Below are 17729 nucleotides of genomic sequence, written 5' to 3'. Positions count from 1 at the left end.
AGGAGTTCTTCCACCTTTTTATACTCAAAAATAGGGCAACCGATAAGTCAAAAAAAGTGACTCATGAGTTGCCCCATATTTTATATTTACCCCACTCTTAAAGTATCCCTTTATTTCTCTTGATGACGAGTTTCTAATACATTTAATATTTCTGCAAAAGGCAAGCCTTGTTCTCTTAATAAAACAAATAGGTGATACAATAAATCAGCAGCTTCCCATTTTAACTCTTCAGCATCACGATTTTTGGCTGCAATAATAACCTCTGCTGCTTCTTCTCCCACTTTTTTAAGGATTTTATCGACACCCTTTTCAAATAGATAAGTCGTATAAGCACCTTCTGGGCGATTTACTTCTCTTTCTTTTATTACTTGTTCAAGGTTATATAAAATTTGATAGTTTGATAATTCAGAGTCTGATGTAAGTTTATTTTGATAGATGCTTTCTGTAAAACAGCTTGCCGTTCCGTTATGACAAGCTGGTCCTGCTGGATTAACAAGCACAACAAGCGCATCTTTATCACAGTCAAATTTCATCTCAACAATTTTCTGTGTGTTTCCACTTGTTGCACCTTTATGCCAAAGCTCTTGTCTTGATCTGCTGTAAAACCACGTTTCACCTGTATCAATCGATTTTAACAGCGATTTTTTATTCATATAAGCTAATGTTAATACCTCTTTTGTGTCAACATCTTGCACAATTGCCGGAATTAACCCTTTTTCATCAAATGCCAAGTCTTCGATATTCATCTAACAAGCACTCCTCTTTCTTTCAGATATTCCTTTACTTCATGTACAGAAGTTTCTTTATAATGAAAAATGGATGCAGCTAAAGCAGCATCAGCTTTTCCTTCTTGAAAAACTGTTTGAAAATGCTCTGCATTGCCTGCTCCCCCAGAAGCAATAACAGGTACTGTCACAGCTTCACTAACCGCTTTAGTTAAAGCTAAGTCAAATCCCTTTTTCTCTCCATCTGAATCCATGCTTGTTAAAAGAATTTCTCCAGCGCCAAGCTCTACTGCTTCTTTCGCCCATGAAATAACATCTTTATCAACCGCTTTTCTGCCTCCATGCGTATACACACGCCAGGTTCCTATCTCTTCATCAAACTTAGCGTCGATTGCTACTACTATACATTGTGATCCAAAGAAGTTTGCGCCTTCTGTAATTAGCGCTGGGTTAGTAACAGCTGCTGTGTTTAAGGACACTTTATCTGCACCTGCACGCAAAATTTTCTTCATATCCTCCAACGAGTTGATCCCTCCGCCAACTGTAAAAGGAATAGCAAGCTCCGACGCAACTTCTTTTACTACTTCTACCATTGTTTTTCTGCCTTCATGGGATGCAGAGATATCAAGAAAAACTAATTCATCCGCACCTTGCTCATCATAAAATCTCGCTAATTCCACTGGATCTCCCGCATCTCTTAATTGAACAAATTGAACTCCTTTTACTACGCGGCCATCCTTAACATCTAAACATGGAATAATCCTGCTCGTTAACATGAAACATTCACCTCTAATGCTTCCTGTACAGAAAAACGTCCTTCATAAAGAGCTTTCCCAACAATAGCTCCACGAACCCCTGCACCGCTCACTTCTTTTAATATTTTTAAATCGTTTAAACTGCTTACTCCACCTGAAGCAATGACTTCTTTTCCAGTCTCGACCGCCATTTCTTTCACTGCCTCAACATTTGGACCGCTAAGCATACCATCTGTAGCAATATCTGTAAAAATAAACGTTTCAGCACCAGCGTGAGCGAATCGTTTTCCAAGATCAACAGCACGGCTTTCAGATGTGGTTATCCACCCATGTGTTGCAACATAGCCATCTTTTGCATCTATTCCCACCGCTATTTTGTTTCCATATTTACGAATCATTTCAATAGCAAAATCCGGATTTGATACTGCAATGCTGCCAATGATGACACGAGCAATTCCATTATCCAAATAGTGGACGATATCTTTTTCTGTACGAATTCCTCCGCCGATTTGCACCTTGGCATTTAATTTTTGTGCAGCATCTATAACGAACGCATCATTGACTCTTTTTCCGTCTTTTGCTCCATCAAGATCCACCATATGTATCCACTTTGCACCTTGCTCTGCAAAGTTTTTTGCCATCGCAAAAGGAGAATCTCCATAAACGGTCTCTTTATTATAATCTCCTTGCAATAAACGAACACATTTGCCGCCAAGCATATCAATAGCAGGATATATTGTAAAACTCATTCTTTTCATCCTTTCTTCATAAGCTGTGTGAAGTTATTTAATAATTGCATTCCTAACTTACTGCTTTTTTCAGGATGAAATTGCATCCCATACACATTCCCTTTACCCACTACTGCTGGAACTTCCTTATCATAAAGGCTTTTCGCTATGATAACCTCTTCCTCAGTCGCAGCATAGTAGGAGTGAACAAAATAAGCATAATCATTTTGAATATTTTCGGTTAAAGCATTTGTACCATTAAAGGATAATAAATTCCATCCCATATGGGGAACTTTATACGAAGCGCCTTCCTCTGTAACTCCTGGAAATCGAATTACTTTCCCAGGCAATAACTTTAATCCTTCTGTTTGTCCATGTTCTTCACTTTCTTCAAAAAGAAGCTGCATGCCAAGGCAAATGCCCAGCAATGGACGTCCGCTATTTGTATAATCATGAATCATATCGGTTAAACCAGATTCATTCAAACGTGCCATTGCATCTTTAAATGCCCCAACTCCAGGAAGGATTAAAGCATCTGCCTCTAAAAGCTGATCCTTGTCTTCTGAAATAAAATATGGTACATCAAGTCTCTCAAGGGCTTTACTTACGCTAAATAAATTTCCCATTCCATAATCAATAATGCCTAGCATCTTACAGCATTCCTTTCGTAGAAGGTACCCCTTTTATTCTTGGATCAATGGTTGTTGCATCATCTAGCGCCCGTGCCAACGCTTTAAATATAGCCTCTATCATATGATGCGTGTTTTGTCCGTAATGAAGAATAACGTGAAGGTTCATTCTCGCTTCTAAAGCTAATTTCCATAAAAACTCATGCACTAATTCGGTATCAAATGTGCCTACTTTTTGACTTGGAAATTCTGCCCGGAACTCTAAATGAGGGCGGTTGCTTAAGTCAATAACAACTTGCGCCAGTGTTTCATCCATTGGCACAAAGCTGTTTCCATATCTTTTGATGCCTTTTTTATCTCCAATAGCGTCTTTTAAAGCTTGACCAAGACAAATGCCAATGTCTTCAGTTGTGTGGTGGTCATCTACTTCAATATCTCCATTCGCCTGCACCGTCAAATTAAACTGACCATGTTTTGTAAACAAGTCCAGCATATGATTCATAAATGGCACGCCAGTATCAATATCTGCTATACCTTCTCCATCTACATTAAAAGATAATTGTATATTTGTTTCTCCTGTTTTTCTGCTGATTGCCGCTGTTCTTCCCATTCTTACCCCTCCAAACACTACTTCTTATATCTTGATTCTATTGCTCTTGCATGTGCTTCCAAACCTTCTAAACGGGCAAAAGCTGCTATTTTTTCTGCATTTTCATTAAATGCATCTTTGCTGTAAAAAATAACACTCGATTTCTTTTGAAAATCATCTACATTCAACGGACTGGAAAATCTAGCAGTTCCATTCGTTGGAAGCACATGATTTGTGCCGGCAAAATAATCTCCAACTGGCTCTGAGCTGTATCGTCCGATAAAAATAGCTCCTGCATGTCGAATATTCCCCAATAGTTCAAAAGAGTTTTCTGTAATGATTTCTAAATGCTCCGGTGCAAGATCATTAATCGTTTTTACTGCTTTATCCATTGTTTCTTCCACAATAATCAAGCCAAAATCATCAATTGATGCCTGAGCAATTTCTTTACGAGGCAATGTATATAGCTGCTCCTTTACTTCTTCTGCCACTTGTTCTGCAAGCTTGGAGGATGTTGTCACTAAAACGGCGCTTGCTCGCGCATCATGCTCGGCCTGTGATAATAAATCTGCTGCTATTTCATTTGCTCGTGCCGTATCATCTGCCAGTATTGCTATTTCACTTGGACCTGCAATCATATCAATATCTACATCACCAAATACTTCCCTTTTAGCAAGGGCAACATAGATGTTTCCAGGGCCGACAATTTTATCTACCTTTTCTATCGATTCGGTACCATATGCCAAGGCTGCTATCCCTTGAGCACCGCCAACTTTATAAATTTCCTTTACGCCTGCAATAGATGCTGCTGCTAAAACGGCGCTTGGAAGTTTTCCATTTTCACTTGGAGGTGAAACCATAACGATTCTTTCGACGCCAGCCACTTGTGCTGGAATAACATTCATCAACACTGAGGATGGATACGCCGCAGTCCCACCTGGAACATATACTCCTACAGAATCTAATGGTGTAACCTTTTGCCCAAGTATGGATCCATTCTCTTTTGTCACCATCCAAGAAGACTTCAATTGGTTTTGATGATAGCTGCGAATGTTTTCTGCTGCTTCTGTTATAATCGCTACCATGTTGTCATCCATTTCAAGAAACGCTTCTTGAATTTCTTCTTCCGGCACAAGCAGCTCAGTTAACGCAGTCCGGTCAAATTTCTCTGTAAATTTTTTTAAAGCGGAATCTCCGTTATTCCTTACATTTTCAATAATTTCTTTTACAATTGCTCTTTGTTCTTCTGTTCCAGAATCAACGGAACGTTTTGTATAAATTCCTTCTCCACCATTTACTATTTTCATATGGCGACTCCCCTTAAACTGAACTATTTCTATTTAGCGACTGAAGTAGCCTTCACTACATTCGTTAATCTTTCTACCAACTCGCTGATTCGCTCATCCTTCATCCGATAGCTGGCTGGGTTGACGATAAGTCGAGAGGTAATATCCACGATTCTTTCATATTCTATCAAACCGTTTTCGACTAATGTTTTTCCTGTTGAAACAATATCCACAATTCTATCAGATAATCCAATAATTGGCGCCAGTTCAATGGAACCGTTCAATTTAATGATTTCTACTTGTGAACCTTGCTCCCGGAAATAAGCTGCTGCAACATTCGGATACTTTGTTGCGATTCTTGGTGCAAAATCATTTAACTTTGTATTTGGCAATCCAGCAACAGCTAAATAGCATGCACTAATGTTTAAATCAAGCAGTTCATATACATCTCTTTCTTCTTCAAGCATGACATCTTTTCCAGCAATACCTAAATCTGCTACTCCATGCTCTACATATGTCGGTACGTCCATTGGTTTTGCTAAAATAAATCGAAAGTTCTCTTCTTCTACATCAATAATTAATTTTCTGGAATCATCAAACTCTGATGGCAGTTTAAATCCTGCTTCACGCAATAAGTCCGCTGCTTCTTCAAAAATTCGTCCTTTGGGCATGGCAATTGTTAATATATCCTTCATTTCACAACCTCCATTCCAGCTTTCCCTACTAATAAAGTAATTTCCTCGTATTGCTTTGTACATGCATCTACATTGCTCACACCATTTATATCTTGGGCAAACACTTTGATGCCTGCTTCCCTTTTTTCTTTTGCCAGTTCAAACGCTTCTTTTCGGCGGTCAGCACTGAATAAAATGCAGTGAATATTATTCGTTCTTTCTAATTTCCCAAGAGCTTCTAACAAATGGTCCATGCGGATGGCAAATCCAGTAGCGCCTGTAGATCTTCCGAATTTCTCAAGCAATAAGTCATATCTGCCGCCGCTTCCAATTGGAAATCCTACCCCTTCTGCATACACCTCATATAAAATTCCCGTGTAATAGCTCATATGGCTGACTAATGTTAAGTCAAACTTCACAATTTCCGTCTCGTTATAGTCAGCTAAAATTTCCCAAAGCTGCTTTAGTTCATCAATGGCTTTTTTTCCTATTCCATCTTCAATCAGCTCATACGCAAAATCAATGACTTCTTCTCCGCCTCTTAGCTTCAAGAAATGATGCAATCTTTGTTTATCAATGCTTGATAAAGATAATTTATCCACATGCTGGCGGTAGCCAACATAATTTTTTTCATATAAATATTTTGTTAATGCATCGGCTCTTTCTTTTGTACCTAAAATTTGCAAAAAGAATGCCTGCACAAAACCGATATGTCCAATAGATAGTTGAAAGTTTTTCGCTCCTGCTTCTTTTAAAGAAGAAATCATTAAAGCAATGCCTTCTCCATCGGCGCTAATCGTTTGATCCCCGATATATTCCACTCCGATTTGCTCAAACTCTGCCGGACGCCCGCCTTCACGCTGCTGTGCACGAAAAACAGACGCATTATATGCAAGTCGAAGCGGCAATTCTTCATTTAACAGTTTGGATGCTGCAACGCGAGCAATTGGCGCTGTCATATCCGGACGAAGCACTAATGTATGCCCTTGCTGATCCAATAGTTTAAACAGCTGCTGATCCAAAATGGCAGAAGCCGATCCAACGGTCTCATAATATTCTAATGTGGGTGTCTCAATAAATTGATATCCCCATTTTTTAATATCTTCTTCCATTTTTCTTTTTACTTTATTTTTTGTTTCATATATTTCTGGCAATGTATCTCTCATGCCTAATGGCTTTTCAAACATAAATAAACTGCTCATCATTACACCCCATAAAGAATTTTCCGAATGCTTTAGTTCGCTAATATGCTAACAAATTAAAGAGTTATTTGTAGTTTACTCTTCCTTCCACAGTTGGTCAAGTGAAAAACAGACTTTTTCACATCATTTTCATGAACTTTTTTCTTTTATTATGTGCAATATCCATACTATTACGTACAATAGACTGTTTCCTGAAAAGGAATCTGTGGAGCCTACTCCATTCTCTTTTCCTTCAAAAAAAGACAACCCAATAAAATAAGACATGATTATTCTAAAAATGCAAGCTGTTTTCAAGCTTTTTAGAATGGTTCATCTTATTTTGAGTTGCCTTTTTTCTATTCCAGTATATAAACTGGATTGTTTTTTTTTCGTTCTTTCATCTCTGCAGCTGAATAAATGATCGCCATTGGATTGCCGCCAACAAAGCTGCCTGCAGGCACATCTTTATGTACAAGTGTTCCTGCAGAAATAATTGCCCCATCTCCAATTTTTACGCCTGGCAGAATCGTTGTATTTGCACCAATCATTACTTCATCCCCAATTTCTATTTCGCCCAGCCTGTATTCCTCAATTAAATATTCATGGGCAAGAATGGTTGTATTATAGCCGATTACTGAATTCTTTCCAATTTTTATCTTTTCTGGAAACATAATATCCAGCATCACCATTAATGCAAAGGAGGTTTGATCCCCAATTTTCATGCGCAGAAAATTTCGATACATCCAATTTTTACACCGCAAAAACGGCATATATCTTGCTAGTTGAATAACGATAAAATTTTTTATTACTTTTAAGAAAGGAACCGTTTTATACACATGCCAAAGTGAATTAGCTCCACTTACAGGATAGCGGGTCGTTCTTCTCATTCACTCTTCACTTCTGGAATAGACAGCAAATCTTTCATATTATCGAAAATATAGTCTGGGTTATACCCCGCTAAAAATTCTTTCCCCTTTAACGACCATGCTACGCCTGCTGTCAACGTTCCTGCATTTTGCCCAGCTTGTATATCATGATAATTATCGCCAACCATAATGGCTTCCTCTGGTTTTGCATTCAATTTTTCTAATGCTAATAGGACTGGTTCTGGATCTGGCTTTGCCTTTTTAACATGGTTAAGCGCAACTACTACATCAAAAAATTCATCCAGTTTTGTCAGCTTTAATCCCATATCTACAACATCTGCGAGCTTTGTTGTTACGATTGCCAATTTAAATCCTTGTTCTTTTAATGCTTTTATTGTTTCATATACTTCATCAAAAATGGTAACAACTTTATCATGATTGGCAAGATTGTAGGTTCGATAAATTTGAATCATTTCTGCTGCTTTTTCTTTATCGATCCCGCTAAACACGTCCATTAAGGTTGGACCCATAAAAGGAAGAACGTCTTCTCTCTTGTATTTCCCAGGATAATATTGTTCTAATGTATGAAGATAGGATGAAATAATTAATTCATTCGTATTAATTAATGTACCATCTAAATCAAATAAAGCTGTATTTATTTTTCTGCTCATCTAACTCTTCCTTTCATGCATAACGCTGCTCTCTATTAATAGTCAGTGTCTAAATAATGTTTCTTGGCCAACCCGCTTTTTCTTCTATAGGCTATGGCGATAACCGCAAAGGCAACTAAAGCAAGCGAAATTAATTGCGCCATTCTAAAATTCCCTATCATCAAACTGTCCGTTCTCATTCCTTCAATAAAGAATCGGCCAATCGAATACCAAATAATATAAGATAAAAAGATTTCGCCAGAACGCAAATTAACTTTTCGCAATAAAAGTAAAAGAATAAACCCAATAATATTCCATAAAGATTCATACAAAAACGTTGGGTGGTAATACACGCCATCAATATACATTTGATTAATTATAAATTCCGGCAAGTGCAAACTCTCTAAGAAAGCTCTACTTACTTCTCTGCCATGCGCTTCTTGGTTAATAAAGTTTCCCCATCGACCAATCGCTTGTCCTAAAATAATACTTGGTGCAGCGATATCGGCCATTTTCCAAAAAGAGATATTTTTATTCTTTGTAAATATGTATGTTGTTATGATCGAGCCAATTAAAGCTCCATGAATAGCAATGCCTCCATGCCATATCTTCGGTATATCACTTAAATGACTGCTGTAATAATCCCATTCAAAAATAACATAGTAGATTCTTGCTGAAATAATCGCGATTGGTATAGCCCATAACATTAAGTCTGGGAAATCGTCTTTGTCTAATCCCCTTCTATTCCCTTCTCTTATCGCTAATATAAGAGCAAGAATCAACCCGGTTCCGATAATAACTCCATACCAGCGAACATCAATCCCACCAAGTGAAAATGCAATAGGATCTATTGGCTTTATGTCTCCCACTTTTTTTCCTCCTTAACTGTCCTTACTCTTCTGTTGTGCTATTCATCTATTCTTTATCTGATATCACACTGGCAAGTTTGTTCGTAAATTGCTGTGCTGCATTAACACCCATTCTCTTTAAACGGAAATTCATCGCTGCAACTTCAATAATAACAGCTAAATTTCGTCCAGGACGAACTGGTATGGTTATTTTCGTTACTTCCGTATCGATAATCTTCATTTTCTCTTCTTCCAGTCCTAACCGATCATATTGTTTATTTTGTTCCCAAAGCTCTAATGACATAACAATCGATATTTTTTTAAAACTGCGAACCGCACCCGCACCAAACAAAGTCATAACATTAATAATGCCTAATCCGCGAATTTCTAAAAGATGTTCTATTAACTCTGGAGAGCTGCCGACGATGGTCGTTTCATCTTCTTGACGAATTTCAACACAGTCATCCGCCACAAGCCGATGGCCGCGTTTTACTAATTCTAATGCTGTTTCACTTTTTCCTACTCCGCTCTTTCCTGTAATTAATACGCCAACACCATAAATATCTACTAATACTCCATGAACAGCTGTGGTCGGCGCTAATTTTCTTTCTAGAAAATTGGTTAAACGACTGGAGAATAAAGATGTTTTTTGTTTTGACCGCATAACCGGAACGGAATATTGTTCAGAGGCTTCTATTAATTCTGCTGGAACCTCTTTATCTCTTGTTATAATAATTCCGGGTGTAATGTCACTGCAAAGCTGTGTTAATCGCGACTTCCGGTCACCGCTGCTTAATCTACTTGCAAAAGAAAGCTCCGTTTTTCCTAATAATTGAACACGTTCTGCCGGATAATAGTTAAAGTAGCCAGCCATTTCCAACCCTGGTCTAGAAATATCACTGACCGTAATAGGTCTGTTGACTCCTTCTTCACCACTTATTAATTCTAAATCGAACTCCTCAATCACGTCTTTTATTAACACTTTAGCCACTAGAGCTCCTCCTTTAAAAGGTACGATGTTGTTTATATACTAGTTCATTTAAACATTCACTTTATTTTAGCATTATTCACCAAATTTATGCTAGATTCCGCTTCTAAAATACAAGAAACCACACAACTCATTTGGAATTCATTGTTTAAGACAAAAACGAAAGTGGAAGTGTCTTGCTCATTGCTGTGGGTTAAATAACAACAATCTATACGAAAAGAGCCTTTCAAAAAAACTGCCTTCACAAGTCGGATATAACGACATTGCAAGACAGTTTTTTGGTTTTTATTTATTTCGAAATATGGTACTCTGGACAATAATATTAAATAAAGATAATAAAATACTAAAAAATAAACTCATCCCAAAACTCGAAATTTCAAAACTGGCTCCCATTAATTGGGCAGTTAAAGATAATGTTATCGCATTTATGATAAATAAAAATAAACCTAAAGAAAGTATTGTTACAGGCAATGTCAATATGATTAATATTGGCTTCACAATGATATTTAACAAGGATAGAATAACACTGGCGCCTATTGCCGCTCCAATCCCTGATAAATAAAAATAATCTTGAAATAATCCTGCAAGCGCAATAAAAAATATCGCATTAATAACAATACCAACGACCCATCTCATCGAGCTTACACCTCATTTGGCAATACAAATATTAATAGTAAATAAATTAAGCCTAATGGGAAAAAGCCTGTTGGAATCAAAGCAATGACAAATATAACTCTTGCAAGGTTCGCATTAATATTAAACCTCTCAGAAAGTCCACCTATCACTCCTGCTAATTTCCTATTGTTTCTTGAACGTTTCAACTGTTTCATTAATTGGATACTCCCTTCATCCTAACTTTGTTGTATTATTTTTTGTACTTTTATGGATCCAGTTTTTGTATTTGCATCCATAATTGTACGTTGTTCATTCGACTGAACGGATTGAAAGCGAAGTGTCTTTTGAAGGACCTCATTTTTTTCTTCTATAATTTGTATACCCTCCACTTCTACATTAAACCCTCCAAAGTTCGTTTTTAAACTTCCATTGACTGCCAGTTCATTATTAATATTCACTTCTATGCTGCCAGTTGTTCCCTTTATGTCTAGGTACTCACATTCTTTGGCGTGGTTTGTACATACCAAGTTACCATTAAATGATTGTAAATCAACCTTTTGAAAATATCCATCTACCTTGATTGCTCCATTAATTGTTTCCGCATCCAATTCTTCTACTACGCTGTTTACTATTTCAATACTTCCATTCGCTGCATCAGCTTCCGCTTTTTTTAATTGACCAGCTTGGATCGTTATTTTCCCATTTGCTGTTTTTGTATATACTTGTTCTGCTGTCAGCTCGTATGTTTTGATTGGACCATTAAATAACCGAACCTTCACTATTTTATACTCTTTTTTGGGAATATAAATAGTGGAATAAAGCTTCATCCACTTATGATGAACTATTAATTCCAATTGATTATTATCTGCTGAGATATCCACTTCTTTTAAAAACGTTTGTTTTGCTTCCTCCAATGTTTGGACACGGTAGATTTTCGCTTTGCATTCTACTCTAATTTCGGGTTGATCCCATGGAATGACTTCTACTTCTCCGTTTGGAATATCAACATCAATATTTTCAGGGGTTAGATCTGTATATTGAAAAATATGAGAAACTTCTTCAAAACGACCAAAATTCAAATCCAAATCTACATCTTTTACTTTTTTTATTGTAGAATCAACAAACTCAAATAATTTATCTTTTGCTGACTGAAATTTAAAAGAGGATGGCTCCTTTTTCTTTTCTTGGAATATCACATCCGTTGATAAATCATTTATCGGTTCTTCTGTCGGAGTGCTTGCTTTAGCTAAATCTCCATGATCCAATTTTTCCATTAATGCAAGTGCTTCGTCCACCGTTAATTTCCCGCTTTCCACTAACTCTAAAATTCGTTTTTTTTCTTCAGCCATTTTTTATTCCTCCATTTATAATAGTCTAACCAGGAGCAAGCTTTCCGTTTCACCTTTTTTCTTTTTCTGATCTTTTGCTTTTCCTTCTTATACGATTCATCCTCTAGAAAGTTTCATCTCCACAATTGTGTTTCCCTTCCATCATTTTTATTTTATGTAGATAATAACTCAATAAGAATACTGTCCAAATTGCAAAAAAAAGAAATGCAAGATGCATTTCTTTAAGACTGAAGAAAAACTAGCTGCTCAAAAGACTTTTTATCGAGAAACAACACCCTCCAGCTTCTCTATTTGCCCTTTCATGCGCAGCCTGTCTCTCTCAAGGATAGGTTTTAAATATTTTCCAGTATACGATCCGCCTAATTCAGCAATTTCTTCTGGTGTTCCTGCACCTAAAATGGCGCCTCCTTTATCTCCACCTTCTGGACCTAAATCGATAATATAGTCTGTTGCTTTAATAACATCAAGATTATGTTCAATTACAAGCACCGTATCTCCATTCTCTACCAGCCTTTGCAGCACAACTAAAAGTCTGGAAATATCATCCACATGCAATCCGGTTGTTGGCTCATCTAAAATATAAAATGACTTCCCAGTTGAACGACGATGCAGTTCAGAAGCCAGTTTTACGCGCTGTGCTTCTCCTCCAGATAGAGTCGTTGCCGGCTGTCCAAGTGTTATATATCCTAATCCAACATCAACAATTGTTTGCAGCTTCCGTTGGATTTTCGGGATATTTTCAAAAAAGGATACAGCATATTCTACGGTCATTTCTAATACATCCGAGATATTCTTTCCTTTGTATTTTACTTCTAATGTCTCACGGTTATATCTTTTTCCATGACAAACTTCACAAGGCACATAAACGTCTGGAAGAAAATGCATCTCAATCTTTATGATTCCATCGCCTCTGCACGCCTCACATCTTCCACCTTTTACATTAAAGCTGAACCTACCTTTTTTATATCCGCGCACTTTTGCTTCATTTGTTGTTGCAAACACATCACGAATATCATCAAATACACCAGTATAGGTTGCAGGATTAGATCGAGGTGTACGTCCAATCGGAGACTGATCAATATCAATCACTTTTTCTAAATGCTCTATTCCTTTTATCTCTTTATGTTCACCAGGCTTTGCTTTTGAACGATTGAGCTTTTGCGCTAAACTTTTATGAAGTATTTCATTAATCAGCGTACTTTTCCCAGAACCTGAAACACCTGTAACTGCCGTAAACACACCCAAAGGTATTTTAGCATCCACATTTTTTAAGTTATTTTCTTTTGCACCTACTATTTCAATAAACCTTCCATCATTTTGTTTTCTTTCTAATGGAAGAGGAATAAATTTTTTGCCTGATAAATATTGCCCTGTAATAGAATTCTTATCTTTCATCACTTGCTTCGGCGTCCCAGTTGCGATAATTTCTCCACCATGCACTCCTGCACCTGGTCCCACATCAATAAGATAATCAGCTTCCATCATCGTATCTTCATCATGCTCTACTACAATTAACGTATTTCCAATATCCCTCATATGCTTTAATGTTTCGATCAGTTTATCATTATCCCTTTGATGGAGCCCAATAGACGGCTCATCTAGAATATATAATACCCCTGTTAATCGAGATCCAATTTGTGTAGCCAATCGAATCCTTTGAGCCTCTCCTCCGGAAAGTGTTCCTGCCGCCCTGCTTAAAGTTAAATAATCTAAGCCGACATTTATTAAAAATCCTAACCGCTCTGTTATCTCCCTTAAAATGAGATTGGCAATTTGTTTTTCTTTAGCAGTTAAAGATAAATTATTGAAAAAATCATTTGCTTCAACAATGGATTTTTTTGTTACTTCTCCAACATGCAAGCCATTTACATGTACTGCTAATGCTTCTTTTTTCAAACGGTAGCCTTTACAAGCTGGACAATGCTGCTGCGCCATATATTTTTCCATTTGTTCTCTAATATAATCCGAGCTCGTTTCTTTGTATCGTCTTTCTACATTTCGTATAACGCCTTCAAACTGAATATCATTTTCTCTAATTTGCCCAAAATCATTTTCGTATCGAAAATGAATTTTTTCTTTTCCCGATCCATATAAAATCTTATCTAAAAGATTTTTGGGTATATCTTTTACTGGAATATTTCTATCGATTCCATAATGATTGCAGACACTTTCCAATAACTGAGGATAATATTGTGAACTAATGGACTCCCACGGAGCAATCGCATTTTCTTTTAATGTCAAATGCTTATTCGGTATGACTAAATCAATATCTACTTCCAGTTTTGTTCCAAGACCGTCACAATCTGGACAAGCGCCGAACGGGCTGTTAAAGGAGAATAATCTTGGTTCTAATTCTCCTATAGAAAAGCCGCAAATAGGGCAGGCATGGTGTTCACTAAAAAGCAATTCTTCCTCTCCGATTACGTCAATTATTACTTTCCCTTCCCCAAACTGTAATGCAGATTCTAAAGAATCAGCCAATCTTGCTGCAATTCCTTCTTTTACCACTAGACGATCGATCACTACTTCAATATTATGCTTTTTATTTTTTTCGAGGGAAATGTCATCTCCTATTTCATGCATTTCTCCATCGATTCGCACACGCACATATCCTTGTTTTTTAATATCCTCCAGAACCTTTACATGCGTTCCTTTTCTTCCCGAAATAACAGGAGCCAATACTTGAAGTCGAGTTCTTTCAGGATATTCCAGAATACGATCTACCATTTGTTCAATTGTCTGAGATGTAATTTCGATGCCGTGTTCTGGGCAAGTTGGTCTTCCAACTCTTGCATATAATAACCGCAGATAGTCATAAATTTCCGTCACCGTTCCCACCGTTGATCTAGGATTTCGGCTTGTTGTTTTCTGATCAATTGAAATGGCAGGAGAAAGCCCTTCAATAGAATCAACATCCGGTTTATCCATTTGTCCTAAAAACTGACGGGCATATGCTGATAAAGATTCTACATACCTTCTTTGTCCCTCTGCATAAATTGTGTCAAATGCAAGAGAAGATTTTCCCGAACCAGATAAACCAGTAATGACTACTAGTTTATCTCGTGGAATGGTAATATCAATATTTTTCAAATTATGAGCTCTTGCTCCTTTAACAATTAACTTATCTTTTGCCATTCTCTCACCCCTCTGCTTTTAATTCTAATAGCAAGTCACGCAGCTCTGCAGCTCGTTCGAAATTCAGCGCTTTTGCTGCTTCTTTCATTTTTGCCTCCATTTGAACAATCATTGCTTCTTTTTCTTTCTTCGACAGTTTTCCTAGTTTAGCATTTGTTTCATATTCGTCAGGCTCTTCTGCAACTTGTGTAGCACGTATTGATTCTCTAATGCCTTTTTTAATTGTTTGTGGTGTAATGCCATGTTTTTTATTGTATTCTTCTTGAGTTTCACGGCGTCGTTTCGTTTCACTAATCGCCAGCTCCATCGAATTGGTTATTTTATCTGCATACATAATAACGTGGCCATTTGAATTCCTTGCTGCACGTCCGATCGTTTGTATCAAGGAACGCTCCGAACGAAGAAATCCTTCTTTATCTGCGTCTAATATGGTTACAAGGGAAACTTCCGGTATATCCAATCCTTCCCTCAGCAGGTTAATTCCAACAAGCACATCATATTTTCCAACACGTAGCTCTCTAATTATTTCGATTCGTTCTAATGTTTTTATCTCAGAATGCAAATATTGCACTTTTATCCCAATTTCTTTTAAATAGTCGGTTAAATCCTCTGACATTTTTTTCGTTAAGGTTGTTACTAACACTCGTTCATTCCGTTTAATTCTATCCTGTATTTCTCCTATTAAATCATCTATTTGTCCCTCAATAGGACGAATATCAATTGTTGGATCCAATAGTCCTGTCGGACGAATAATCTGCTCTACCATCTCAGGCGTATGTTCTAATTCATACGGACCTGGAGTGGCAGAAACACAAATCATTTGATGGATATGCTGTTCAAATTCTGGAAAGGTTAATGGTCTATTATCCAATGCTGAAGGCAATCGGAAACCATGATCTACTAATACACTTTTTCTGGCCTGGTCACCATTGTACATCCCCCTAATTTGCGGAAGCGTAACATGTGACTCATCAATTACAATCAAAAAATCTTCAGGAAAATAGTCCAACAATGTATAAGGCGTTGATCCTGGCGGGCGTAAAGTTAAATGTCTGGAATAGTTTTCAATGCCTGAACAGAAACCCATTTCCCTCATCATTTCCAAGTCATAACGAGAGCGTTGTTCTAAACGCTGTGCTTCTAATAATTTATTATCTTCTCTTAACTTAGCCAATTGCTCTTCTAATTCTTTTTCAATATTTTCGATTGCCAGCTTCATTTTTTCTTCTCTTGTAACGAAGTGGGAAGCCGGAAATATAGCAATATGGTTTCGATCACCAAGAATTTCACCTGTTAGCGCGTCAACTTCCCTTATCCTGTCAATTTCATCTCCAAAGAATTCTATTCTCACACAGTGTTCATCACGAGATGCAGGAAAAATTTCTACTACATCTCCTCTAACTCGAAATGTACCGCGCTTAAAATCGATATCATTGCGGTCATATTGAATATCCACAAGTCTCCGAAGCAGCTGGTTTCTTTCCAATTCCATTCCCGTTCGCAAAGACACGACCATTTCTTTATATTCTTCTGGAGAACCTAAACCGTAAATACAAGATACGCTCGCTACAATAATGACATCTTCTCTTTCAAAAAGCGATGAAGTGGCAGAATGTCGAAGTTTATCGATTTCATCATTAATACTTGCATCTTTTTCAATAAATGTATCCGTCTGAGGCACATAAGCTTCCGGTTGATAGTAGTCATAATAGCTGACAAAATATTCAACAGCATTGTTTGGAAAAAACTCTTTAAACTCGCTATATAGCTGTCCAGCCAATGTTTTATTATGGGCAATAATCAAAGTCGGCTTTTTTACTTCTTTTATTACATTGCTTATGGTAAAAGTTTTTCCAGTACCAGTAGCACCAAGTAAGGTTTGCATTTTTTTGCCGGATTTACTTCCTGAAACTAACTCCTTGATGGCCCTTGGCTGATCTCCTTGTGGAGAGTAGTTCGAAACAAGATCAAATTCCTGACTCACGTAATATATCCTCCTCGTTCCATCCTAGTAAAAAAACAGGATAATATACACTTTGGGCAACTCCCTGCTTCCAAATTGCTTCCATTTAACCCTGTTCTAAAAGACGTTATTTTAAAACTCAAATGCATCCATTTTGTATAAGAATAGCTCCTTATATACGCATTGAATTTTCATTTATGTACATTTATAAAGACTGTACCATTGTTTTTGAATTTGCTATCAACCAAAAAATAATATAGGAGTTTATTTCATCTCCATTCATTTTTCAAAAATATTTTAATTTATATCCAACCGCTAAAACGAACATTTGTTCTTTATAATAATATATCATATTCGAATATAAAAATCATCTTTTCACACTTAAACTTAAAACAACAATTTTCCTCCTAGTGCTAAAAGGATGAGTGGAAAATTTCAAGCGGAGTGGCGAAGGGAGCAAATCACTTCAACTGCTGATCAGACAGATTTTTCCTTTGTTTTCTTTATCCATATATCTCCATTCTACCACAATAGATAGATTTCAAACCAGAAAAAACGAACGAACATTCGTTTCGGACTATCTGACAATACTTCTTTTATTTATTGCTCCTCTTCCTTAAAGATAAATCGTTTCCAATTAGCTTTAAATCTTTAAAACCTTCAAAATAGTAGAAAAAAGAATGACTATACACGAACAGAGCTACCCTTTTACTAGCAAGTACTCCTGTACGATAAGTCATTCTTTCTT

General features: G+C 37.0%; 17 protein-coding genes. All 17 read right to left on the bottom strand.

Translation table 11 applies throughout. The features are described 5' to 3' along the window. Positions 1–110 precede the first annotated feature (110 nt). A complete protein-coding gene (gene hisIE / locus ACTYBU_RS06325) occupies positions 111–746 on the bottom strand; it encodes a bifunctional phosphoribosyl-AMP cyclohydrolase/phosphoribosyl-ATP diphosphatase HisIE (protein ID WP_445488077.1) in 636 nt (211 codons plus the stop codon). Continuing rightward, complete coding sequence (gene hisF / locus ACTYBU_RS06320) at positions 743–1501, bottom strand: imidazole glycerol phosphate synthase subunit HisF (protein WP_445488075.1); 759 nt, start codon at positions 1499–1501, stop codon at positions 743–745. The genes hisIE and hisF overlap by 4 nt, the downstream gene beginning before the upstream one ends. Next, a complete protein-coding gene (gene hisA, locus ACTYBU_RS06315) occupies positions 1495–2229 on the bottom strand; it encodes a 1-(5-phosphoribosyl)-5-[(5-phosphoribosylamino)methylideneamino]imidazole-4-carboxamide isomerase (protein WP_445488073.1) in 735 nt (244 codons plus the stop codon). The genes hisF and hisA overlap by 7 nt, the downstream gene beginning before the upstream one ends. A 5-nt stretch (positions 2230–2234) precedes the next feature. Beyond that, a complete protein-coding gene (gene hisH, locus ACTYBU_RS06310) occupies positions 2235–2858 on the bottom strand; it encodes an imidazole glycerol phosphate synthase subunit HisH (protein WP_445488070.1) in 624 nt (207 codons plus the stop codon). Position 2859: 1 nt separating this feature from the next. Beyond that, the gene (gene hisB / locus ACTYBU_RS06305) at positions 2860–3447 is read right to left on the bottom strand and encodes an imidazoleglycerol-phosphate dehydratase HisB (protein WP_445488068.1); all 588 of its coding nucleotides are present in this window, start codon (positions 3445–3447) and stop codon (positions 2860–2862) included. Between the two features lie 17 nt (positions 3448–3464). Beyond that, positions 3465–4733, bottom strand: a complete 1269-nt coding sequence (gene hisD, locus ACTYBU_RS06300) for a histidinol dehydrogenase (protein ID WP_445488067.1) — start codon at positions 4731–4733, stop codon at positions 3465–3467. Positions 4734–4762: 29 nt separating this feature from the next. Beyond that, positions 4763–5407 (bottom strand): ATP phosphoribosyltransferase, encoded by a 645-nt coding sequence (hisG, locus tag ACTYBU_RS06295; protein ID WP_445488065.1) that lies wholly within the window; start codon positions 5405–5407, stop codon positions 4763–4765. Then, the gene (locus ACTYBU_RS06290) at positions 5404–6588 is read right to left on the bottom strand and encodes an ATP phosphoribosyltransferase regulatory subunit (protein WP_445488063.1); all 1185 of its coding nucleotides are present in this window, start codon (positions 6586–6588) and stop codon (positions 5404–5406) included. The genes hisG and ACTYBU_RS06290 overlap by 4 nt, the downstream gene beginning before the upstream one ends. 335 nt (positions 6589–6923) lie before the next feature. Further along, entirely contained in the window at positions 6924–7454 is a 531-nt protein-coding gene (locus ACTYBU_RS06285; RefSeq protein WP_445488061.1) for an acyltransferase, read from the bottom strand. Continuing rightward, on the bottom strand, positions 7451–8104 hold the full coding sequence (gene ppaX / locus ACTYBU_RS06280; protein ID WP_445488060.1) for a pyrophosphatase PpaX: 654 nt from the start codon (positions 8102–8104) through the stop codon (positions 7451–7453). The genes ACTYBU_RS06285 and ppaX overlap by 4 nt, the downstream gene beginning before the upstream one ends. A gap of 35 nt (positions 8105–8139) precedes the next feature. Beyond that, the gene (lgt, locus tag ACTYBU_RS06275; RefSeq protein WP_445488059.1) at positions 8140–8952 is read right to left on the bottom strand and encodes a prolipoprotein diacylglyceryl transferase; all 813 of its coding nucleotides are present in this window, start codon (positions 8950–8952) and stop codon (positions 8140–8142) included. Positions 8953–8998: 46 nt separating this feature from the next. Next, the gene (gene hprK, locus ACTYBU_RS06270) at positions 8999–9922 is read right to left on the bottom strand and encodes an HPr(Ser) kinase/phosphatase (protein WP_445488057.1); all 924 of its coding nucleotides are present in this window, start codon (positions 9920–9922) and stop codon (positions 8999–9001) included. A 282-nt stretch (positions 9923–10204) separates the two neighbouring features. Then, positions 10205–10555, bottom strand: a complete 351-nt coding sequence (locus tag ACTYBU_RS06265; protein WP_445488056.1) for a phage holin family protein — start codon at positions 10553–10555, stop codon at positions 10205–10207. Positions 10556–10560: 5 nt separating this feature from the next. Then, the gene (locus tag ACTYBU_RS06260) at positions 10561–10749 is read right to left on the bottom strand and encodes a PspC domain-containing protein (RefSeq protein ID WP_445488055.1); all 189 of its coding nucleotides are present in this window, start codon (positions 10747–10749) and stop codon (positions 10561–10563) included. Positions 10750–10770: 21 nt separating this feature from the next. Then, on the bottom strand, positions 10771–11883 hold the full coding sequence (locus tag ACTYBU_RS06255) for a DUF4097 family beta strand repeat-containing protein (protein ID WP_445488054.1): 1113 nt from the start codon (positions 11881–11883) through the stop codon (positions 10771–10773). 258 nt (positions 11884–12141) lie between these two features. Beyond that, the gene (uvrA, locus tag ACTYBU_RS06250) at positions 12142–15018 is read right to left on the bottom strand and encodes an excinuclease ABC subunit UvrA (protein ID WP_445488053.1); all 2877 of its coding nucleotides are present in this window, start codon (positions 15016–15018) and stop codon (positions 12142–12144) included. Positions 15019–15022: 4 nt separating this feature from the next. After that, on the bottom strand, positions 15023–17002 hold the full coding sequence (uvrB, locus tag ACTYBU_RS06245; protein ID WP_445488051.1) for an excinuclease ABC subunit UvrB: 1980 nt from the start codon (positions 17000–17002) through the stop codon (positions 15023–15025). Between the last annotated feature and the right edge of the window lie 727 nt (positions 17003–17729).

The sequence above is a fragment of the Niallia sp. 03133 genome (genome assembly GCF_052663225.1).
Note: the sequence above shows the minus strand (reverse complement) of the source record. Positions and strands in the feature narration are given on the sequence as shown.

Excerpts from the sequence above, each read along its gene's own strand:
- ACTYBU_RS06260 (WP_445488055.1), bottom strand. The coding sequence starts at position 10,749 with ATGAAACAGTTGAAACGTTCAAGAAACAATAGGAAATTAGCAGGAGTG.
- hisH (WP_445488070.1), bottom strand. The coding sequence starts at position 2,858 with ATGCTAGGCATTATTGATTATGGAATGGGAAATTTATTTAGCGTAAGT.
- hisIE (WP_445488077.1), bottom strand. The coding sequence starts at position 746 with ATGAATATCGAAGACTTGGCATTTGATGAAAAAGGGTTAATTCCGGCA.
- uvrA (WP_445488053.1), bottom strand. The coding sequence starts at position 15,018 with ATGGCAAAAGATAAGTTAATTGTTAAAGGAGCAAGAGCTCATAATTTG.
- hisF (WP_445488075.1), bottom strand. The coding sequence starts at position 1,501 with ATGTTAACGAGCAGGATTATTCCATGTTTAGATGTTAAGGATGGCCGC.
- hisG (WP_445488065.1), bottom strand. The coding sequence starts at position 5,407 with ATGAAGGATATATTAACAATTGCCATGCCCAAAGGACGAATTTTTGAA.
- hisD (WP_445488067.1), bottom strand. The coding sequence starts at position 4,733 with ATGAAAATAGTAAATGGTGGAGAAGGAATTTATACAAAACGTTCCGTT.
- hisA (WP_445488073.1), bottom strand. The coding sequence starts at position 2,229 with ATGAGTTTTACAATATATCCTGCTATTGATATGCTTGGCGGCAAATGT.
- ACTYBU_RS06290 (WP_445488063.1), bottom strand. The coding sequence starts at position 6,588 with ATGAGCAGTTTATTTATGTTTGAAAAGCCATTAGGCATGAGAGATACA.
- ppaX (WP_445488060.1), bottom strand. The coding sequence starts at position 8,104 with ATGAGCAGAAAAATAAATACAGCTTTATTTGATTTAGATGGTACATTA.
- ACTYBU_RS06265 (WP_445488056.1), bottom strand. The coding sequence starts at position 10,555 with ATGAGATGGGTCGTTGGTATTGTTATTAATGCGATATTTTTTATTGCG.
- ACTYBU_RS06255 (WP_445488054.1), bottom strand. The coding sequence starts at position 11,883 with ATGGCTGAAGAAAAAAAACGAATTTTAGAGTTAGTGGAAAGCGGGAAA.
- hisB (WP_445488068.1), bottom strand. The coding sequence starts at position 3,447 with ATGGGAAGAACAGCGGCAATCAGCAGAAAAACAGGAGAAACAAATATA.
- ACTYBU_RS06285 (WP_445488061.1), bottom strand. The coding sequence starts at position 7,454 with ATGAGAAGAACGACCCGCTATCCTGTAAGTGGAGCTAATTCACTTTGG.